Source organism: Mycobacterium kyogaense (assembly GCF_003254575.1).
GTDB classification, from domain to species: domain Bacteria; phylum Actinomycetota; class Actinomycetes; order Mycobacteriales; family Mycobacteriaceae; genus Mycobacterium; species Mycobacterium kyogaense.
The window spans coordinates 92,017-109,453 of the sequence record NZ_QJUA01000016.1; the positions used below are offsets into that span (position 1 = coordinate 92,017).

The window sequence follows — 17,437 nt, forward strand, 5'->3', positions numbered from 1 at the left end:
CGCAGCACGACCGGAGCGCATCGAGTCAGCAAAGGCGCACGAAATCGAGGGGGCTGTGGGAGTGACGCGGTGACCTCGAATTCCACCTCGAATTCAACGGTGTGGGGGTATGTCTCCACCCACTACGAACAGTTGCTGTTCGACTCGTATCAGCACGTCAGTGCCGTCGTGCAGAGCGTGCTGATCGCGACGGTCATCGGCGTGGTCATCGGGGTGCTGACCTACCGCAACACGCTGGCGGCAAACCTCGCGACGACGACGTCGAGCGTGATCCTGACCGTTCCGGCGTTCGCTCTGCTCGGTCTCCTTATCCCGCTGTTCGGGCTCGGGGTGATTCCCAGCGTCGCGGCTCTGGTGCTGTATTCGCTGCTGCCGATCATCCGCAACACGATCGTCGGGCTGAACTCCGTCGATCCCGCGCTGACCGATGCGGCGCGGGGCATCGGGATGAGCCGGCTGGGCACGCTGACGCGCGTGGAGCTACGGCTCGTCTGGCCGGCGATCCTGTCGGCGATGCGGTTGAGCACGCAGATGTCGATGGGAGTGCTCGCGATCGCGGCCTACGTCAAGGGGCCCGGTCTGGGCAACCTGATCTTCGCCGGGCTGGCGCGGGTGGGCAGTCCCACCGCGTTGCCGATGGCGTTGACCGCGACGCTGCTGATCGTCATCCTCGCCCTCGCGCTCGACGCCATCCTGGTTCTCGTCGGGCGCTTGACCACATCGAAAGGTGTTCGATGACAACCGATGTCACCGGGGTTCGCATCGAACTCGACCATGTGTCCAAGGTCTATCCCGGGGCGAAGCAGCCCGCGGTCGACGATGTGTCACTCGACATCCCGGCCGGCGAGATCGTCGTGTTCGTCGGGCCGTCGGGCTGCGGGAAGACCACCACGATGCGCATGATCAACCGGCTCAGCGAGCCGACGTCCGGCCGCATCCTCATCGGCGACGACGACGCCCTGTCGATCAAACCGACCGAGCTGCGCCGCTCGATCGGTTATGCGATCCAGCAGGCAGGTCTGTTCCCGCACATGACCATTCGGCAGAATGTCGCGCTCGTACCCGGTCTGCTCAAGTGGGACCGGCAGCGCATCGCCGACCGGGTCGACGAATTGCTCGACCTGGTGGGGCTCGAACCTGGCCAGTACGCCGATCGCTATCCCCGCCAGCTCTCCGGTGGGCAGCAGCAGCGAGTGGGCGTCGCCCGCGCGCTGGCTGCCGATCCGCCGGTGCTGCTGATGGACGAGCCGTTCGGCGCGGTGGACCCGATCACGCGCAGCACGCTGCAGGACGAATTACTGCGGCTGCAGGACGAACTGCACAAGACGATCGTTTTCGTCACCCACGACTTCGGAGAGGCGGTCAAGCTCGGAGACCGCATCGCCGTGCTCGGCCAGCAGTCGGCGGTGTTGCAGTACGACACCCCGCAGAACATCCTGGCCAGCCCGGCCGACGACACCGTGGCGGGCTTCGTCGGCTCCGGGGCGTCACTGCGTCAACTCGGACTGTTGCGGGTGAAGGACGTGGCACTGGAGTCGCGGCCGTCCGTGCGCCACGACGACACCGTCGACCAGGTGCGCGCGACCATCGCCGCAAGCGACTGTGACTGGGCGGTCGTGCTCGACGACCGGGGACGGCCCGTCAGCTGGGTGCGCGCCAACCGGTTGCGGCATGCCGGCGCACTCGCCGATGCCGCAGAGCACCTCGACGTGGTCAGCACCCAGGCGACGCTCGAGGACGCCCTGGAGGCGATCCTGGCCGAACAGCACGCCTCGGCCGTCGTGACCGGCCCCGGAGGTCGGTACGAAGGCGTGGTCACCCTCGACACCCTCATCGACACCATCACGCGGTTGCGTCACGAGGCCGAAGACAGTGCCGCCGAAGAGCCAGCCGACGGGGACGCCCCGTCGTGACCACTCAGACCGCGAACCCGGATACGGCCACTTCCGGTGCGCCGGCGCGCACGGCCGCCGAGCGGCTGCGGTTGTTCATCCAGCCCGTGCTGGTGCTGATCGTCGCGGCCGCCGTGGTGTTCTGGGCGTTCGATCGCGACCTGACCGCCACCCAGCGCGAGAACATCAATCCCGCCAGTGTGGCGACACTGATCTGGCAGCACCTGCTGATCACCGCGGCGGTCACCGCCATCGTCGTGCTGGTCGGGGTGCCGCTCGGTGTCCTGGTCACGCGGCCGGGAGCGAAAGCGTTGCGGCCCTTCGTGATCGGCATCGCGAATGTCGGTCAGGCGGCTCCCGCGATCGGCCTGCTGGTGCTGCTGTTCCTGCTGACAGCGCGTACCGGCTTCTGGATCGGTGTACTGCCGATCGCGCTGTACTCGCTGCTCCCGGTGCTGTCGAGCACGATCCTCGGCATCGACCGCGTGGACCGGGCGCTGATCGATGCCGGTCTCGGACAGGGGATGTCGCGCGCCGCCCTTCTCACGCGCGTAGAACTCCCGCTCGCGGTGCCGTTCATCCTCGCCGGGCTGCGGACGTCCCTGGTGTTGGCAGTGGGCACCGCCACGCTGTCGTTCCTCGTCAATGCCGGCGGCCTGGGCATCCTCATCGACACCGGATACAAGTTGCAGGACAACGTGACCCTGATTCTCGGCAGCGTGCTCGCGGTCTGTCTGGCGCTGCTGGTGGATTGGCTGGGCGGGCTCGCCGAGTTCTACGTCGGCCCCAAGGGTCTGCGATGAGCCGCCGCGGGCTGGCTGCGCTCGCCGCCGTGGTCCTGCTGGTGACGACCGCCTGCGGGCTGGGGTCGGGCAGCGCGGTTCCGCTGCAGGTCGGGCCGGGCTCGATCAAGCCCACGCCGGGTCTGGAAGGGGTGCAGATCACCGTCGGCTCCAAGGAGTACACCGAGCAGGTCATCCTCGGCTACATCCTGGAGTACACGCTCGCCGCTGCCGGCGCGCAGGTACGCGACCTGACCGGCATCGTGGGCAGTCGCAGCACCCGGGGCGCCCAGCTGTCCGGTCAGGTCGACGTCGCCTACGAGTTCACCGGCAATGCCTGGATCAACTACCTGGGCCACGAGAAGCCTCTGCCCGACACCCGCAAGCAGTACGAGGCGGTGCGCGACGAGGATCTCGCCCGCAACGACATGGTGTGGCTGGAGCCGGGGCCGATGGACGACACCTACGCGCTGGCTGCCAGCACGCGCACGGTCGAGCGCACCGGCGTCCGGACGCTGTCGGACTACGCTGCGCTCGTCATGCGCGATCCTGCCGCCGCGCGCACCTGCGTCGACACCGAGTTCCGGGCCCGGCAGGACGGTTTCCCAGGCATGGCGTCGGCGTACGGTTTCGATCCGGCCCGCGCGAACACCCCCATCCTGCAGGTCGGGATCATCTATCAGGCCACGGCCGACGGCACGCAGTGCGACTTCGGGGAGGTCTTCACCACCGACGGCCGGATCGTGGCTCTGGATCTCACAGTGCTCGAAGACGACAAGCAGTTCTTCGCGCACTACAACCCGTCCGTGACGATGAAGCGGAGCTTCTTCGAGGCCCATCCCGAGATCGCCGAGGTGACCGCGCCGGTCACGGCGGCGATCACCAACGAGGTCATCACGGAGCTGAACAAGCAGGTCGACGTCGACGGTCGCGACCCCAGCGTGGTGGCCCGCGACTGGATGGTGTCGCGGGGCTTCGTGACGGCCGGCTGACAGCTTCGGCATCGTCTGATGTGACGGTTGTCACAGAATTGCGGCATGAGTTCCGTGCCGCACCTTTCCCGCTGAGAACCCGGTACCGGCGGTACCGTCTGCGCTCAGTGGCCTCGTGATCATCGGGGTCGCGGGAAAGGAACAACGATGTTCACACTCATCGCATTCGCCATCGTCATCGGCGGTCTCGCCGTTGTCGCGGGCACGCCCTACCGGCAGACCTGGTACGGCCGCTGGAACCGCTGACGGTTCGAACCGTCCACTGACCACGCCGAGGTCACGGAGCTCGCCGGAGTCCGGTACGAATGGGGGGTGACGACCGTTCTCCTGCTGTCCACGTCGGACACCGACCTGATCACCGCCCGCGCGTCCGGCGCCGGCTTCCGCTGGGCCAACCCGGCGCGCCTGGTCGACGGTGAGCTCGAAGAACTGCTGGCAGACGCCGACGTGGTGGTGGTCCGGATCCTCGGTGGCTATCGCGCGTGGGAAGACGGTATCGACGCGGTGGTCGCCAGCGGGGTGCCGGCCGTGGTGGTCAGTGGCGAACAGGCGCCCGACGCCGACCTGATGAACCGTTCGACCACGCCGGCGGGCGTCGCATTGCAGGCGCACGTGTATCTCGCCCAGGGTGGCGTCGAGAACCTCGCGAACCTGCACGCCTTCCTGTCCGACACGCTGCTGATGACCGGCTTCGGTTTCGCGGAGCCGGCCAGCACCCCGGCCTGGGGTGTCCTGGACCGGGTCGCAGGCCGAACCGACGGGCCCGTCGTCGCCGTGCTGTTCTATCGGGCCCAGCAGCTCGCCGGAAACACCGCGTACATCGAGGCTCTGTGTGAGGCCATCGAAACCGCTGGGGGAGTGGCACTTCCGGTGTTCTGTGCCTCGCTGCGCACGCCAGAGCCCGCGCTGATCGAACTGCTGGGCACCGCCGACGCGATGATCACCACGGTGCTCGCGGCCGGTGGCGCGACTCCGGCGGCGGTGACGGCAGGCGGGGCCGACGACACCTGGAACGTGGCTCACCTTGCAGCCCTTGACGTCCCGATCCTGCAGGGCCTGTGCCTGACGTCGTCGCGCGCCCAGTGGGACGCCAACGACGACGGGATGTCGCCGCTCGACGTGGCCACCCAGGTCGCCGTACCCGAGTTCGACGGCCGGATCATCACAGTTCCGTTCTCGTTCAAGGAGATCGACGACGAGGGGCTCATCACCTACGTCGCCGATCCCGAACGCTGCGCGAGGGTCGCCGGACTGGCCGTGCGGCACGCCCGGCTTCGGTCGATCGCCCCCGCCGACAAGCGGGTCGGCCTGGTCTTCTCCGCCTACCCGACCAAGCACGCCCGCATCGGCAACGCCGTGGGCCTGGACACGCCCGCCAGCGCGATCGCTCTGCTGGACGCCATGCGCGACGCCGGCTACGACGTCGGCGAGATCCCGGGACTGGATGCCGGCGACGGCGACGCGCTCATCCACGCGCTCATCGAACGCGGCGGCCAGGATCCGGACTGGCTCACCGAGACTCAGCTGGCCGGCAACCCGATCCGGGTGTCGGCCGCGGACTACCGCGCCTGGTTCGCCACGCTGCCCCGCGAGCTCGCGGACGCGGTGGTCGAGCACTGGGGTCCACCGCCAGGGGAGTTGTTCGTCGACCGCAGTCGCAATCCCGAGGGCGACATCGTCATCGCGGCAATGCAATCGGGCAATGTCGTGATCCTGGTTCAGCCTCCCCGCGGGTTCGGTGAGAACCCGGTGGCCATCTACCACGATCCCGATCTACCACCCAGTCACCACTACCTCGCGGCCTACCGCTGGTTGGATGGCGCGTTCGGCAACAGCTTTCGCGCCGATGTCGTCGTCCACCTGGGCAAGCACGGCAACCTGGAATGGTTGCCGGGCAAGACGCTGGGCATGTCGTCGTCGTGCGGCACCGATGCCGCGCTGGGCGATCTGCCGCTGGTCTACCCGTTCCTGGTCAACGACCCGGGGGAGGGCACCCAGGCCAAGCGGCGCGCCCACGCCACGCTGATCGACCATCTGATCCCGCCGATGGCACGGGCCGAGACCTACGGCGACATCGCCCGGCTCGAGCAGCTCCTCGACGAGCACTCCACCATCTCCGCACTCGACCCCGGCAAGCTCCCCGCGATCCGTCAGCAGATCTGGACGCTGATGCGGGCGGCCAAGATGGATCACGACCTCGGTCTGGAGGACCGGCCGGACGAGGACTCCTTCGACGACATGCTGCTGCACGTCGACGGATGGTTGTGCGAGATCAAGGACGTCCAGATCCGCGACGGTCTGCACATCCTCGGCCGACGACCTGCCGACGAGAGCGAGCTCGACCTCGTCCTGGCGATCCTGCGGGCCCGGCAACTCTTCGGCGGGGAGCAGACCGTTCCCGGTCTGCGTCAGGCGCTCGGACTGGCCGAGGACGGCAACGACGAGCGGTCGGCCGTCGACGAGGCAGAGGGCAGGGCCCGGGAACTCGTTGCCGCACTGCAGGACAGCGGCTGGAACGCCGACGTCGTCGACTCGCTGACCGACAACTGCGACGTCGCGGCGATCCTGCGGTTCGCCGCCACGGAGGTGGTGCCGCGGCTGAGGCAGACGTCCGGTGAGATCGACCAGGTGTTGCGCGCTCTCGACGGCCACTTCATCCCGTCGGGACCGTCGGGATCGCCGCTGCGCGGACTGGTCAACGTGTTGCCGACCGGACGCAACTTCTACTCGGTCGACCCCAAGGCTGTTCCGTCGCGGTTGGCGTGGGAAACCGGTGTGGCGATGGCGGATTCGCTACTCGAACGCTACCGGGCCGATCACGGGCGCTGGCCGGAGTCGGTCGGGCTCTCGGTGTGGGGGACGTCGGCGATGCGCACCTCCGGTGACGACATCGCGGAGGTGCTGGCGCTGCTCGGAGTGCGCCCGATCTGGGACGATGCGTCGCGTCGCGTGGTGGATCTGGAACCCATCCCGCTGGCCGAGTTGGGCCGGCCGCGCATCGACGTGACCGTCCGGATCTCGGGGTTCTTCCGCGACGCGTTCCCCCACGTGGTCGCGATGCTCGACGACGCGGTACGACTGGTCGCGGGCCTGGACGAGTCCGACGAGGACAACCTCGTGCGCGCGCACGCCCAGGTGGACCTGGCCGAGCACGGTGACGACAGACGCGCCACGACAAGGATTTTCGGCTCCAAGCCGGGTACCTACGGAGCCGGCCTGCTGCAGCTCATCGACAGCCGCAACTGGCGCGACGACGCCGATCTGGCCGAGGTCTACACGGCGTGGGGTGGGTTCGCGTACGGCCGGGGCCTCGACGGTGCGCCTGCCACCGACGACATGAACCGGGCCTATCGTCGAATCGCGGTGGCTGCCAAGAACACCGACACCCGCGAGCACGACATCGCCGACTCCGACGACTACTTCCAGTATCACGGCGGCATGGTCGCCACGGTGCGCGCGCTGACCGGTACCGCGCCCGCGGCCTACATCGGCGACAACACCCGGCCCGACGCGGTGCGCACGCGCACCCTGTCGGAGGAGACGACGCGCGTGTTCCGGGCCCGAGTGGTCAACCCGCGCTGGATGACCGCGATGCGACGGCACGGGTACAAGGGCGCGTTCGAGATGGCCGCGACCGTCGACTACCTGTTCGGCTACGACGCCACCGCGGGAGTGATGGCCGACTGGATGTACGAGCAGCTCTCGCAGAGTTACGTGCTCGACGACGAGAACCGCAAGTTCATGAACGAGTCCAACCCCTGGGCACTGCACGGGATGGCCGAGCGGCTGTTGGAGGCGGCGGGGCGCGGGATGTGGGCGGCGCCGGAGCAGGCCACGCTCGACGGCTTGCGGCAGGTACTGCTGGAGACCGAGGGGGATCTCGAGGGCTGACCTGCGCGCACGCACACCAGCTACATTTGTGCCATGCCCGTGACGTTCGCCGAGGTCGCCAAGTCCGAGTACATCCTTCTCACGACGTTCACCAAGGATGGCCGGCCCAAGCCGACCGCGATCTGGGCGGCGCCGGCGGGGGACAAGTTGATCGCCATCACCCAGGAGAAGTCGTGGAAGGTCAAGCGCATCCGCAACACTCCCCGGGTGACCATCGCGCCCTGTGACCGAGGCGGTAAACCCAAGGGCGAGGCGGTGGAGGCGACCGCGCGCATACTCGACAAGTCCGCCAACGCCGCGACCTACGACGCGATCGGCAAGCGCTACGGCCTGCTGGGCAAGGTGTTCAACTTCTTTTCCAAGTTGCGCGGCGGCATGGACAAGAACGTCACCATCGAGCTGACGGGGAACTGAGCCGTGGCACCCACCTTCGCCGACGTGTACCGCGAGAAGTACCTGCTGCTGACGACCTTCACCAAGGACGGCAAACCGAAGCCCACCCCGGTGTGGGGTGTTCCCGACGGCGACAAACTGCTGATCATCACCGACGACGGGTCGTGGAAGACCAAGCGGATCAACAACACTCCGCGGGTGACGATCCAGAAGTGCGGCGTGCTCGGCAAGGTCAAGGGTGAGCCGGTGGAAGCCGTGGCCCGGATGCTGCCGAAATCGGAGACCCGCCGGGTGTTCACCATGATCATCAAGCGCTACTGGAACCACGCCTGGTACTTCATCCCCCAGGCGATCCTGCGCGGCGGTATCGACAAGGTGCACGCCGCAATCGAGGTGACCGCACCTCCTGCCGGGGCCCAGGAACCCTGACACCGAGGAGGAACCGAACGCGTGCCCCGGACGTTGACCGGACATGGCGATGAGGCTCTTCGTGCTCTACGTGGTGGTCGAGATGGCCGTGTTGGTCGGATTGACTGCGACTATCGGTTTCGGCTGGACCATGCTGGCGGTCGCGGGCATGTTCCTGCTGGGCCTCGCGCTGGCCGGGTCTCAGCTGCGGCGGCACCTGCGGCGGCTGCAGTCCGGGCTCACCGCTGACAACGCCGCCGGGGTGGTCACCGACAGCGCCCTGGTGGCGCTCGGTACGGTGCTCGTCGTGATTCCCGGGCTGGCCAGTTCCGTCGTCGGCGCACTGCTGCTGCTTCCCCCCACGCGCACGCTCGCGCGTCCCGTCGTCACCGCGATGGCCGCCCGCCGGGCGCCGCTGATCGTCGGTGCGGGCACCGCCTCGAGGTTCGGCGCACAGCGGTTCGTGTACCGGCCCTCTCGCGGTGAGTACATCGACGGTGAGGTGATCGACGTCGTCGATGCTCCTGCCGACCCGGCAGGCAGCCAGGCCGAACCGCGCCGTCTGCCGGGGTGAACGCCACCCGCCTCCTGCTCGGCGGGCGCATCCACAGCCCCGCCATGCCCGACGCCACCGCGATGGCGGTCCGTGACGGTGTCGTCGCCTGGCTGGGCAGCGACGACGTCGGCCGGGCGCAGTTCCCCGACGCCGACATCGTGGACCTGGGCGGCGGGTTCGTCGCCCCGGCGTTCGTCGACAGCCATGTGCACGTCACCGCCACCGGTCTGAGCCTGACCGGCCTGGATTTGAGGGCGGCGACGTCCCGTCAGCACTGTGTCGACCTGCTCGCCGCCTACGCGCGGTCCCATCCGGACGGTGTGCTGTGGGCCCACGGTTGGGACGAATCGGGCTGGCCCGACCCCACCCCACCGACGGTCGACGACGTCGACGCCGCGGTCGGCCCGGGCCGAATGGCGTACCTGGCCCGGGTGGACGTGCACTCCGCGCTCGCCTCGACGGCGCTGCAGCGCGCCGCGGGTGTCGCGGGACAGGGCCCCCTGACCGCAGACGACCACCATCGGGTGCGCCGTGTCGCCCGCGAGCGCCTGACCGTCGCCCAACGTGACGAGGCTCGCCGGGCCGCGCTCGACCTCGCGGCGTCGCGCGGCGTCGTCGCGGTCCACGAGTGCGCGGGACCGGAGATCGGTGGCCTCGACGACTGGCGGGAGCTGCGCGCGCTGGATCACGGCGTGGACGTGGTGGGCTACTGGGGTGAGGCGGTCGGCAGCGCCGACGCCGCCCGGGCCCTGCTCGCGGAGACCGGCGCGCAGGGGCTGGCCGGCGACCTGTTCGTCGACGGCGCCCTCGGTTCGCGCACCGCCTGGCTGCACGAGCCCTATGCCGACGCACCGGCGGGATGCGCCGCGCCGCACGGCAACGCCTACCTGAGCACCGACGCGATCACCGCGCATCTGATGGCCTGCACCGAGGCCGGCATCACCGCCGGCTTCCACGTCATCGGCGACGCCGCCGTCACCGCGGTCGTCGAGGCCCTCGGTGCGGTGGTCGATCAGCTTGGCAGCGTCGCGGTCGCCCGCTGCGGGCACCGCCTCGAACACCTCGAGATGGTCTCCGACGAGCAGGCTGCGGCGCTCGGCCGCTGGGGTGTGATCGCGAGCATGCAGCCCGCCTTCGACGCGCTGTGGGGCGGTCCGCACGGAATGTATGCCCAGCGTGTCGGGCCGACGCGGGCGTCAGGGATGAACAATTTCGCGCTGTTAGCATCCCAAGGCGTGCCCCTCGCTTTCGGTTCCGATGCCCCGGTGACCGACCTGGACCCGTGGTCTGCGGTGCGCGCAGCGACCACCCATCAGAGCGCCGGCAGCGCTGTGTCGGCCCGGGCCGCCTTCGCGGCCGCCACCCGCGGAGCCTGGCGGGCCGGTGGCGTCCGCGACGGGGTGACGGGCACCCTCGTACCGGGTGCGCCCGCTTCCTATGCCGTGTGGGATGCCGACGAATTCGACGTCAACGCCCCCGCCGACGCGGTGCAGCGCTGGTCCACCGACCCCCGCTCCCGCGTTCCTGTGTTGCCCCGCCTGGACGGCGAAGCGCCGCGGTGTCGGCAGACGGTGCATCGAGGCGCGATCCTGCATGGCTGAGGCCACCGAACGCGTACCCGATACCGAATCAGACACCGGCGCACCGCCGTCGCGACGACAGCGGATCGGCCGCGCCGTCCTGAGCCGGCTGCCGCAGCTGACCGTGGCGCTGCTCGGCGGTCTGATGCTGTGCCTCAGTTTCCCGCCGTTCGGCTGGTGGTTCCTCGCCTTCCTGGCCTTCGCGGGGTTGGGCTGGCTGCTGACCGTGCCCTCGGTGACCGCGAAAGGCGGGTTCGGCTACGGGCTGTTGTTCGGCCTGGCGTTCTACATCCCGCTGCTGCCCTGGATCAGCGGGCTGGTGGGGCCGGTGCCGTGGCTGGCGCTCAGCGCGGTCGAGGCGCTGTTCCCCGCGCTGTTCGGCCTCGTCGCCGTCCTGGTGCGCAGGGTGCCCGGCTGGCCCCTGTGGTTCGCCGGTCTGTGGTCGGCGCAGGAGTGGTTGAAGTCGACGGTGCCGTTCGGCGGATTCCCGTGGGGGGTGGTCGGTTACTCGCAGACGCAGAGTCCGGCGTTGCCGCTGGCGTATTTCGGCGGCGCTCCGCTGGTGTCGTTCGGCGTCGCCCTGGTCGGCTTCGCTCTCGCAGCGCTGACGATCGAGGTGATCAGGTGGTGGCGCAGCGATCGCGCCGCGCGCGTCGCCGCGCCGCCTGCCGTGGTGCTGCCGGGCCTCTGCGTGGCCGTCGTGCTGCTGATCGCGGCACTGGCCTGGCCGCACGTGCGCACCTCCGGTGCCGGCGTCGGTGACGAACCACCGGTCACCGTCGCCGTGGTGCAGGGCAACGTGCCGCGGCTGGGTCTCGAGTTCAACGCCCAGCGGCGGGCGGTCCTCGACAACCACGTCGACGAGACGATTCGACTCGCCGATGACGTGCGGGCGGGTCGAGCGCCACAGCCGATGGTGGTGATCTGGCCGGAGAACTCCTCGGACATCGATCCGTTGGCCAACGCCGACGCCGCGAAGGAGATCTCCGCGGCGGCCGCCGCGATCCGGGCGCCGATCCTGGTGGGCGGCGTGCTCGCCGCACCCGGTTACCGCCGCGACAACCCGGTGTCGACGAACTCGGTGATCGTGTGGAACCCCGACACCGGTCCCGCCGACCGCCACGACAAGCAGATCATCCAGCCGTTCGGCGAATACCTGCCGTGGCGCAGCTTCTTCAGCAAGCTCTCGTCCTACGCCGACCGTGCCGGCTACTTCGTGCCGGGACACGGTGACGGCGTGGTGCGGGCGGCAGGGGTGCCGATCGGTGTCACCACGTGCTGGGAAGTGATCTTCGACCGGGCCGCCCGGGAGGCGGTGCGCAGCGGAGCGCAGATGCTGGCCGTCCCCAGCAACAACGCGACGTTCGACGAGTCGATGAGCGAACAGCAACTCGCGTTCGCCCGGTTGCGGGCAGTCGAACACGAGCGCTACGTCGTGGTCTCCGGGACCACCGGGATCAGCGCTGTGATTTCGCCCGCAGGCCGCGAGCTCGCGCGCACACAGTTCTTCGAGCCGGCCTACCTGGACCAACAGGTCCGGCTGCGGACATCGCTGACCCCGGCGACCCGGTTCGGTCCCTACGTCGAGGCGCTGCTGGTGGGCATCGGCGTTGCAGGACTTCTCGCAGCCATGCTGCACAATGATTTCTTCGTGGGCCGCTTCGGGCCACGAAGAACGACGCGTCGCACATCGACGTCCGAGAACGGCAAAGGAGCCGCATGAGCGTCCCCGGTAGTCCCGGTGGCCGGGAAGCCGGCCAGGAAGCTGTGGCGAAACCCAGCGCACGCACCCTCGTGATCATCCCGACCTACAACGAGCGCGACAACCTGCTCAAGATCGTCGGCCGGGTCACCGACGCGGCGCCGCAGGTCCACGTGCTGATCGTCGACGACGGCAGCCCGGACGGCACCGGCGCGCTGGCCGATGAGCTCGCGCTGGCCGATCCGGACCGCGTCCATGTCATGCATCGCACCTCCAAGGACGGGTTGGGCGCGGCCTACCTCGCCGGCTTCGCATGGGGATTGAGCAGGCAGTACACCGTGCTGGTGGAGATGGACGCCGATGGCAGCCACGCTCCGGAGCAGCTGTACCGGTTGCTCGACGCGGTCGATGCGGGCGCCGATCTGGCGATCGGCTCGCGCTACGTCGACGGTGGGGAAGTGCGCAACTGGCCGCGGCGCCGCATGGTGCTGTCGAAGACCGCCAACGGCTACTCCCGCATTCTGCTGGGCGTGGGCGTCCACGACATCACCGCGGGCTACCGTGCCTATCGGCGCGAGGTGCTCGAGAAGATCGATCTCGCGGCCGTCGATTCCAAGGGCTATGGGTTCCAGGTGGATCTGACCTGGCGTTCCATCAACGCCGGATTCACGGTCGTGGAAGTGCCGATCACGTTCACCGAACGCGAGCACGGCGTCTCGAAGATGGACGGTTCGACCATCCGCGAGGCCATCGTCAAGATCGCCCAGTGGGGCATGCGGGCCCGGCTGGACCGGGCCCGGGGCACCGCCCGCTGATCAGCCCCGACGGCGGGTCTTGATGATCTCGAGGCGCTCCTTGAGGAGCTCCTCGAGTTCCTCCACCGAGCGCCGCTCGAGCAGCATGTCCCAGTGGGTGCGCGGCGGCTTCACCTTCTTGGGCTCCGGCACGTCACCTTCGATGAGCGTGCCCTCCATGCCGTTGCGGCACAGCCACGTACCGGGGATCTCGGCATCGTCGGCGAACGGAACGTCGAATTCCTCGCCGTTGTCCGTGCGGTAGCGGGCGACCTGACGCGGCGCCAAGTCGTGATTGCGGTCCGTCTCGTAGCTCACGGCTCCGAGGCGGCTGCCCCTCAAGACACGATCAGCCATCGTCAACTCCTCTTCAGCGCTTTTGGTCCGGGGTATTCAACGCAGATCTCTTCCGCGGAGTTCCCGACTCGGCCCCCGATGATACCGGGATCCGAGTATCGGTCGGTTTAGAGTCGGCCCGTGACCGCCTCCCCGGACCGGCTGGCTCCCCCTCGCAGATCGCGCACGCGCCCGCAGATGTGCCGCTGGTGTGGCCGCGAAGTGGCCGACGCCGGGCTCGGTAGACGACGTCAGTACTGCCGGCAGTCCTGCCGTCAGCGGGCCTACGAGCAACGCGCCCTGGTGAAGGGGTCCGCGGTGGCCGAGGACGCGGTGGTCCTCAGCGCAGAGGAGGCTTCGGTCCTGTCCGACCGGGTCTATGAGGTGCGCTGCGCCGCTGAGGACATGGCGACCGCTCTCGAGGAGGGCGCGGAGGCCAGTGAACTGCGTGAACTGTGTGACGCGGTGATGCGCGCGGCCCGTGCGGCCGACGGCTGGCGCTGACCCGACTTCTGCGTCCTCACACGGAATTCGCTCACGCCGAATCAAACGCTTCATCGGCGGGGCGACCGGCCGTAACGTCGCCTGACCGTGACCAGTCCCGCCGATCTGGCCGTGCCGTCGGCCCCTACCGCCCCGCGCCCACGGGGTCAGCGCAGATGGGTGCTCATCCGGCTCGCCTCGCCGTTCGTGCTGTTGGCGCTGTGGCAGATCGGCAGTGCGATCGGGCTCATTCCTCAGGACGTGCTACCTGCACCGTCGCTGATCGCCGAGGCGGGGGTCGAGCTGCTCAGAACCGGCCAGCTGGCAGACGCCCTCGCCGTATCGGGGGTCAGGGTTGTCGAAGGCCTGCTTCTCGGCGGCGTGGTCGGCATCTCCCTCGGCATCGCCGTCGGCTTGTCGAAATGGTTCGAGGTCACCGTCGACCCGCCGATGCAGATGATCCGCGCATTGCCGCACCTGGGGTTGATCCCGCTGTTCATCGTGTGGTTCGGCATCGGTGAGCTACCCAAAGTGCTGCTCGTCGCGCTCGGGGTCAGCTTCCCGCTCTACCTCAACACCTTCTCTGCCATCCGCCAGGTCGATCCGAAGTTGCTCGAGACCGCGCAGGTGCTCGGCTTCTCGTTCTGGCAGAAGCTGCGCACGATCATCGTCCCGAGCGCGGCGCCTCAAGTTCTCGTCGGCCTTCGGCAATCGCTGGCGATCGCCTGGCTCACCCTGATCGTGGCCGAACAGATCAACGCGGACAAGGGAATCGGCTTCCTGATCATGAACGCGCGGGACTTCCTGCGGATCGACATCATCATCTTCGGTCTGATCATCTACGCCCTGCTGGGCATCGGTACCGACGCGCTGGTCCGCGCGCTCGAGAACAGGGCGGCGAGGTATCGGGGATGACGTTGACGTCTGACACATCCAGCCGCGCGACCGGTCGACGTGCCGAGAGTGCCGGCGAATTACGCACCGTGAACAAGTGGTACGGCTCTCGCCACGTGCTGACCGACCTGTCCGTGCGCATCGGCCACGGCGAGATCGTCGCGCTGATCGGCCGCAGCGGCTCGGGCAAATCGACCGTGCTGCGAGTGCTCGCCGGATTGTCGAGCGATCACACCGGCGACCGCGCCGTCGCCGGCGCGCCGGCGGTGGCCTTCCAGGAGCCGCGATTGTTCCCATGGCGCGACGTACGCACCAACGTCGCCTATGGGTTGACCCGGACCCGGTTGCCGAAGGCCGAGGTGCTCACCAGGGCCGAACAGGCGCTGGCTGACGTGGGCCTGGCCGATCGCGCCGCGGCGTGGCCGTCGACCCTGTCCGGCGGTCAGGCGCAACGGGTGTCGCTCGCCCGGGCGCTCGTCGCCGAACCGCAACTCCTGCTCCTCGACGAGCCGTTCGGGGCGCTCGACGCGCTGACCCGGCTCTCGATGCGCGCCCTGCTGCTCGACCTGTGGCGTCGACACGGCTTCGGCGTGCTGCTGGTGACCCATGATGTCGACGAGGCGGTCGCGCTGGCCGACCGCGTACTCGTGCTGGAGGACGGCGCGATCGTGCACACCCTCGACATCCCCGATCCGCGGCGGGTGCCCGGCGAAGGCCACACCGACCGCTACCGCGCCGAGCTGCTCGACACGCTCGGCGTGCAGTCCTGACCATCGTCGACGAGAGGGCCCTCATGTCCAGGGTTGTTGCTGTGATCGCGGCCGTGAGCCTGTTGCTGGCGGGTTGCGTTTCGCGCCAGGAGGTCTCGGGCGCGCAGGAGGCTCCGGAGACGGTACCGCTGTCGGAGTTGGCAGGGCTGACGTTGCAGGTGGGCGATCAGAAGGGTGGCACTGAGTCCCTGCTGCGCGCCGCAGGTGCGCTCGACGGCCTGCCCTATCGAATCGCGTTCTCGACGTTCACCTCCGGGCCACCGCAGATCGAGGCCGCGACGGCGGGCAAGATCGACTTCGCGATCACCGGCAACACCCCGCCGATCTTCGGTGCGGCAGCGGGGGCGAAGGTCAAGGTCGTCTCCGCCTACGACGGTGGCGGCAACGGCGATCAGGTTCTGGTGCACCAGGATTCGCCGATCACCTCGATCTCCGATCTGCGTGGCAAACGGATCGCCGTGGGGAAGGGCAGCTCGGCGCACGGGCACATCCTCGCGCAGCTCGAGAAGGCGGGACTGACCCCGGACGACGTCACGCTGGTGTTCCTGCAACCGGCCGACGCGCTGTCCGCGTTCTCGCAGCGCCAAGCCGATGCGTGGGCGATCTGGGACCCCTACACCGCGCAGACTGCTGCGCAGCTGCCTGTGCGCTCGATCGGGCAGGCCCGCGACGTCACCAACGGCTACTGGTTCGGGGTGGCATCGGATCAGGCGCTGGCCGACCCCAAGCGCAACACCGCGCTCGCGGACCTACTGGTCCGGTTCGAGAAAGCCGCGCGGTGGGCTCAGGACCATCGCGAGCAGTGGGCCAGCAGTTACGCCCAGGCCGTCGGGCTGAGCCCCGAGGTGGCGACGGTGTCGCAGTCCCGCAGCCTGCGGTTGCCGACCGAACTCGACGACGACGTGGTGGCCTCCGAGCAGAAGATCGCCGACCTGTTCGCCAAATCGGGTCAGATCGCCTCTCCGGCACCGGAATTCGACAAGTGGGTGGACCGTCGCTACAACGACGTGCTGCGCCCCTTGCTCGCCGCGACAAGTTAGGAATCCATGCCTTCTGCGAAGTTCTTCTGGTTCCTGCCCACCAACGGGGACAGTCGCTCCATCGTCGGCGCGTCTCACGCATCGTCGCATCACACGGTGCCGCCCGGCTATCGGCCACCCACGCGGCGTTACCTCGCCGAGGTCGCACGGGCGGCCGACCGGCTCGGCTACGAAGGCGTGCTGACCCCGACCGGCACCTGGTGTGAGGACGCCTGGCTCACGGCGTCGGCGCTGCTCGCCGAAACCGAACGCCTCAAGTTCCTCGTGGCGTTCCGTCCCGGGCTGATCCCACCCACACTGGCCGCCCAGCAGACGGCAACGCTGCAGCGGTATTCCGAAGGCCGCGTACTGCTCAACATCGTCAGCGGCGGAGACGATCGGGAGCAGCGCCGCTTCGGAGACTGGCTCGACCATGATCAGCGCTACACGCGCACCGGTGAGTTCCTGCACATCGTGACGTCGATCTGGCGGCAAGAGCACCTGGATTTCTCGGGTGCCCACTACGAGGTCGCCGACGCGCGGGTGTCCGCACCGCCGGATCCGTTGCCGCAGATCTACTTCGGGGGCTCGTCGGCGGCGGCACTGCCGATCGCGGCCGAGTACGTCGACGTGTACCTGACGTGGGGTGAGCCGCCGCAGGACGCGGCCGCCAAGATCGCGAAGGTGCGGGCGCTGGCCGAAGAGCGCGGCCGCCGGGTGCGCTTCGGTATTCGGCTGCACACCATCAGCCGAGACACCTCGGAGGCGGCGTGGGCGGTCGCCGATGACCTGCTCGCCCAGCTGAGCCCCGAACAGATCGCCAATGCCACGGCGCTGCATGCGAAGTCCGAATCCGAGGGCCAGCGCCGCATGACTGCGCTGCACGGCGGGCGCATCGACCAGCTCGAGATCTATCCGAACCTGTGGGCGGGGGTGGGTCTGGTG

The 17,437-nt window shown here is 68.8% G+C and carries 17 protein-coding genes; 16 read left to right on the forward strand and 1 reads right to left on the reverse strand.

All coding sequences use genetic code 11. The annotated features are described in order from the left end of the window. Positions 1 to 69: 69 nt before the first annotated feature. The 11 genes from DMB80_RS13480 (at position 70) to DMB80_RS13530 (ending at position 13,011) form a co-directional block, all read left to right on the forward strand. On the forward strand, positions 70 to 738 hold the full coding sequence (locus DMB80_RS13480; protein WP_111510303.1) for an ABC transporter permease: 669 nt from the start codon (positions 70 to 72) through the stop codon (positions 736 to 738). Next, positions 735 to 1,913, forward strand: coding sequence for an ABC transporter ATP-binding protein (locus tag DMB80_RS13485; RefSeq protein WP_111510304.1), 1,179 nt, complete (start codon positions 735 to 737; stop codon positions 1,911 to 1,913). The genes DMB80_RS13480 and DMB80_RS13485 overlap by 4 nt, the downstream gene beginning before the upstream one ends. Further along, positions 1,910 to 2,695 carry an ABC transporter permease gene (locus tag DMB80_RS13490; RefSeq protein WP_111510305.1) on the forward strand — a complete coding sequence of 262 codons (786 nt, stop codon included), beginning with the start codon at positions 1,910 to 1,912 and terminating at the stop codon, positions 2,693 to 2,695. The genes DMB80_RS13485 and DMB80_RS13490 overlap by 4 nt, the downstream gene beginning before the upstream one ends. Beyond that, positions 2,692 to 3,666: a glycine betaine ABC transporter substrate-binding protein gene (locus DMB80_RS13495; protein WP_111510306.1), complete on the forward strand. Its 975-nt coding sequence runs from the start codon at positions 2,692 to 2,694 to the stop codon at positions 3,664 to 3,666. Before DMB80_RS13490 ends, DMB80_RS13495 begins: the two co-directional genes overlap by 4 nt. A gap of 312 nt (positions 3,667 to 3,978) precedes the next feature. Beyond that, positions 3,979 to 7,557 carry a cobaltochelatase subunit CobN gene (cobN, locus tag DMB80_RS13500; protein ID WP_111510307.1) on the forward strand — a complete coding sequence of 1,193 codons (3,579 nt, stop codon included), beginning with the start codon at positions 3,979 to 3,981 and terminating at the stop codon, positions 7,555 to 7,557. Between the two features lie 33 nt (positions 7,558 to 7,590). After that, the gene (locus DMB80_RS13505) at positions 7,591 to 7,971 is read left to right on the forward strand and encodes a PPOX class F420-dependent oxidoreductase (RefSeq protein ID WP_111510308.1); all 381 of its coding nucleotides are present in this window, start codon (positions 7,591 to 7,593) and stop codon (positions 7,969 to 7,971) included. A 3-nt stretch (positions 7,972 to 7,974) separates the two neighbouring features. Further along, positions 7,975 to 8,379, forward strand: coding sequence for a PPOX class F420-dependent oxidoreductase (locus tag DMB80_RS13510; protein WP_111510309.1), 405 nt, complete (start codon positions 7,975 to 7,977; stop codon positions 8,377 to 8,379). A gap of 43 nt (positions 8,380 to 8,422) precedes the next feature. Further along, positions 8,423 to 8,932: an FxsA family protein gene (locus DMB80_RS13515; RefSeq protein ID WP_111510310.1), complete on the forward strand. Its 510-nt coding sequence runs from the start codon at positions 8,423 to 8,425 to the stop codon at positions 8,930 to 8,932. A 44-nt stretch (positions 8,933 to 8,976) separates the two neighbouring features. Next, positions 8,977 to 10,515, forward strand: a complete 1,539-nt coding sequence (locus DMB80_RS13520) for an amidohydrolase (RefSeq protein ID WP_111510323.1) — start codon at positions 8,977 to 8,979, stop codon at positions 10,513 to 10,515. Then, the gene (gene lnt, locus DMB80_RS13525) at positions 10,508 to 12,217 is read left to right on the forward strand and encodes an apolipoprotein N-acyltransferase (RefSeq protein ID WP_111510311.1); all 1,710 of its coding nucleotides are present in this window, start codon (positions 10,508 to 10,510) and stop codon (positions 12,215 to 12,217) included. The genes DMB80_RS13520 and lnt overlap by 8 nt, the downstream gene beginning before the upstream one ends. Continuing rightward, a complete protein-coding gene (locus tag DMB80_RS13530; protein ID WP_111510312.1) occupies positions 12,214 to 13,011 on the forward strand; it encodes a polyprenol monophosphomannose synthase in 798 nt (265 codons plus the stop codon). The genes lnt and DMB80_RS13530 overlap by 4 nt, the downstream gene beginning before the upstream one ends. Here the strand turns inward: DMB80_RS13530 and rbpA are convergent, their stop codons facing one another. Continuing rightward, on the reverse strand, positions 13,012 to 13,347 hold the full coding sequence (rbpA, locus tag DMB80_RS13535; protein WP_043409883.1) for an RNA polymerase-binding protein RbpA: 336 nt from the start codon (positions 13,345 to 13,347) through the stop codon (positions 13,012 to 13,014). Between the two features lie 177 nt (positions 13,348 to 13,524). On the opposite strand from rbpA, the gene DMB80_RS13540 reads away from it, so the two are divergent. The 5 genes from DMB80_RS13540 to DMB80_RS13560 all read left to right on the forward strand — a co-directional run. Next, positions 13,525 to 13,830 (forward strand): hypothetical protein, encoded by a 306-nt coding sequence (locus tag DMB80_RS13540; RefSeq protein ID WP_046365695.1) that lies wholly within the window; start codon positions 13,525 to 13,527, stop codon positions 13,828 to 13,830. An 87-nt stretch (positions 13,831 to 13,917) separates the two neighbouring features. After that, positions 13,918 to 14,724, forward strand: a complete 807-nt coding sequence (locus DMB80_RS13545; RefSeq protein ID WP_110798050.1) for an ABC transporter permease — start codon at positions 13,918 to 13,920, stop codon at positions 14,722 to 14,724. Then, positions 14,721 to 15,473 carry an ABC transporter ATP-binding protein gene (locus DMB80_RS13550; RefSeq protein WP_111510313.1) on the forward strand — a complete coding sequence of 251 codons (753 nt, stop codon included), beginning with the start codon at positions 14,721 to 14,723 and terminating at the stop codon, positions 15,471 to 15,473. The genes DMB80_RS13545 and DMB80_RS13550 overlap by 4 nt, the downstream gene beginning before the upstream one ends. 23 nt (positions 15,474 to 15,496) lie before the next feature. Then, on the forward strand, positions 15,497 to 16,513 hold the full coding sequence (locus DMB80_RS13555; RefSeq protein ID WP_111510314.1) for an ABC transporter substrate-binding protein: 1,017 nt from the start codon (positions 15,497 to 15,499) through the stop codon (positions 16,511 to 16,513). Between the two features lie 6 nt (positions 16,514 to 16,519). Then, a partial coding sequence (locus DMB80_RS13560; protein ID WP_111510315.1) for an LLM class flavin-dependent oxidoreductase occupies positions 16,520 to 17,437 on the forward strand: 918 nt, incomplete at its 3' end.